This window comes from Microbacterium sp. Bi128, assembly GCF_918698205.1.
In genome coordinates this window covers 1-2,703 of the sequence record NZ_CAKKMM010000669.1, presented here as the reverse complement: position 1 = coordinate 2,703, position 2,703 = coordinate 1, and the positions used below count along the sequence as shown (strand labels likewise).

The 2,703-nt window shown below is 68.4% G+C and carries 4 protein-coding genes; 2 read left to right on the top strand and 2 right to left on the bottom strand.

All coding sequences use genetic code 11. The annotated features are described in order from the left end of the window. Nucleotides 1–160 (top strand): hypothetical protein (locus LQV45_RS24605; protein WP_230009227.1); only part of this gene is annotated, 160 nt, incomplete at its 5' end. A 192-nt stretch (nt 161–352) separates the two neighbouring features. On the opposite strand, the gene LQV45_RS24600 is transcribed toward LQV45_RS24605, so the two are convergent. Further along, on the bottom strand, nt 353–859 hold the full coding sequence (locus LQV45_RS24600) for a DUF2004 domain-containing protein (protein ID WP_026537142.1): 507 nt from the start codon (nt 857–859) through the stop codon (nt 353–355). Between the two features lie 110 nt (nt 860–969). Here LQV45_RS24600 and LQV45_RS24595 point away from each other — a divergent pair, with 110 nt between their 5' ends. Beyond that, on the top strand, nt 970–2,367 hold the full coding sequence (locus LQV45_RS24595; RefSeq protein WP_230009226.1) for an aldehyde dehydrogenase family protein: 1,398 nt from the start codon (nt 970–972) through the stop codon (nt 2,365–2,367). A 28-nt stretch (nt 2,368–2,395) separates the two neighbouring features. Here the strand turns inward: LQV45_RS24595 and LQV45_RS24590 are convergent. Further along, nucleotides 2,396–2,703 (bottom strand): LysR substrate-binding domain-containing protein (locus tag LQV45_RS24590; protein WP_230009225.1); only part of this gene is annotated, 308 nt, incomplete at its 5' end.

Sequence of the window (2,703 nt, the reverse complement as noted above, 5' to 3'; positions counted from 1 at the left end):
GCTCAGCACCGCCGTCAAGCACGTCCCGTCCCGCCAGCTCTGGGTCAACCCGGACTGCGGCCTGAAGACCCGCGGCTACGCCGAGACTGAAGAGTCCCTGCGCAACCTCGTCACGGCCACCAGGACCGTCCGCGCCGAACTGCTCTCAGCCGCCAAGTAACAGGCCACCAGGCAAGCAGCCGTCAAGGAGCCCGCTCCACACACAAACGACGCCGGCCGGTCACCCTCCAAGGTGACCGGCCGGCGTCGTACGTTCTTGATCATCGATTGCTGGGCAGCCGCCGTTTGAGCGCCCGGAAGGGCATCTACGGAGCAGTCGATGCAGGACTGCCAGCGACTCAGGATGCCCGGGTCAGGACTCCCAGAGGATTTCGTCGTCGACGACGCCGTCCTCATCCGCGGAAGCGACGAGGACCTCGTCGGTGAAGTGCTGGCCCAGCGTGAAATCGAGGACGAAGTAGCGTTCCGGCTGGCCGGGGTAGATGCCCACGTGGCCGAGCTTGAGCGCCTTGAGGAAGACCTCGTCGGTCAGCTGGCTCTTGTCCTCGACGCCGAAGACCTTCTTGAGGTGTTCGTCCTTGATCGCGTTGCAATGGAAGTGGCGGTACTCCTGCGGACTGGTGCCTTCCTGGTCCAGTTCCTCGGCGATCATTTCGCGGACCTGGTCCACGAGTTCGGGCAGGAAGCGCAGGCGGTAGTCAACTTTATGCATGGCCGCTTCATCGAAATGGTCATGCGCGTTGACATTCAGGTCAAGCTCCACGGTCTGGCCCGCCAGCTCATGCGTGGCGGTGAGATTATGCTCCCGTCCGTGGTTGAGCTCGACCTCGCCGAAGTGCTTGCTCGCTACCTTGTTCATATCTTCAACATAGTCCTGAAAACCGGACCATTCCAGCGTTGGCAGGGTTTTCCGTACCGGAGTCACCGGTACCGGACCGGCGGACGGCCGCATGACTGTACATTGATCGGATGCAGCATGTAATCTCACCCGTCGGCCGTGCCCGGGCCGCGTTCGACGCCGGGACCACCCGCCCGCTCACCTGGCGGCTGGATCAGCTGCGCCGGCTGCGGCGCATGCTCGCGGAGCGGCACGCGGACTTCGCCGAAGCCCTCTCCCGCGACCTGGGCAAGCACCACACCGAGGCGCAGCTCGCGGAGATCGGGTTCGTGGACGCCGAGGCGGCGCACCTGGAGCGGCACCTCGAAGGCTGGCTCCGGCCCCGCCGCGTGCCGGTGCCGCTGGCAGTGCGGCCGGCCCGCGCCTGGACCGAACTCACCCCGCTGGGCGTGGTGCTGGTGATCGGGCCGTGGAACTACCCGCTGCAACTGCTGCTCGCCCCGCTCGCCGGCGCCCTGGCCGCGGGAAACACCGTGGTCCTCAAGCCGAGCGAACATGCCCCGGCCACCTCGGCCGTACTGGCCCGCTGGATTCCCGAATACCTGGCCGGCGCCGCCGAAGTGGTTGAGGGCGGCATCCCGGAGACCACCGCCCTCCTGGCCGAACGCTTCGACCACATCTTCTTCACCGGGGGAGAAGCCGCGGCCAAGGTGGTGATGCGCGCGGCGGCCGAGCACCTGACCCCCGTGACGCTGGAGCTCGGCGGCAAGTCCCCGGCCTACGTCGATACATCCACGGACCTGGCCACGGCGGCCAAACGCATCGCCTGGGGCCGGTTCATGAACGCCGGGCAGACGTGCGTCGCACCCGACTACGTCCTGGCCCGGAAGGAGATCCTGGAGCCGCTGCAGGCCGAGCTGATCAAGGCCGTTACGGCGCTCTTCGGACCGGACCCGGCGGCGAGCCCGTCGTACGGCCGGATAGTCGATGACCGCCACTTCGCACGGCTCGCGGCCCTCGCCGACGCCAGCACGGTGGTGCACGGCGGACAGCGCGACGCCGCCAGCCGCTACTTTGCGCCGACCCTGCTGCGCCCGGGGCCCGGCGACGCCGTCATGGCGGAAGAAATCTTCGGACCCCTGCTGCCACTGGTGCCCGTGGACGGGCTCGACGCGGCCATCGAGGAGGTCAACGGACGCGCCAAGCCGCTGGCACTCTACGTCTTCAGCAACGATCCGCAGACGCGCCGCGCCTTCGCCGGGCGGACCTCGTCGGGGGCCCTGTGCTTCGACGTACCGGCGGCCCACCTGTCAGTCCCCGGGCTTCCCTTCGGCGGGGTCGGCGGCAGCGGCATGGGGGCCTATCACGGGGAACATTCGGTGCGGACGTTCTCGCATGAGCGCCCCACCCTGGACAAGCCGCTGTGGCCGGACACGCTGGAACTGATCTACCCGCCGTACACCCGGACCAAGCACCGGATCATCGACGCACTCGTGGCGCCGGTCGGGAAGCGGGCCAGGCGGCGCTGAACGGCGCCGGCCTAACGGGGGCTTCGGCTCAGTCCTTTCGCGCGGTCCCGGGCCGGTGCATCGTCTCGGCCAGCAGCTCCACGAACAGCTGGACCTGGGCCGTCCGCTTCTCGTTGATCAGCAGGGCGAAAACATTCCGTGCCAGCCGGATCTCCGGCACATCGAGGACCACCACGCCGGCAGGCCGGTGCCGCAGGGCGAGGTCGGGGACCAGGGCGGCGCCGAGCCCGGCGGCGGCCATCTCAAGGCTCGCGTGGAAGTCATCGCTGTAGGCCACCACGCGGGGGTGCAGGTTGCAGCTCGCGAAGAGCCGTTCAATCACCGTGGCGTCGGACG

What these genes read in the sequence shown, in the direction of transcription:
- LQV45_RS24595 (WP_230009226.1), top strand. Translation starts at nt 970, where the DNA reads ATGCAGCATGTAATCTCACCCGTCGGCCGTGCCCGGGCCGCGTTCGAC.
- LQV45_RS24600 (WP_026537142.1), bottom strand. Translation starts at nt 859, where the DNA reads ATGAACAAGGTAGCGAGCAAGCACTTCGGCGAGGTCGAGCTCAACCAC.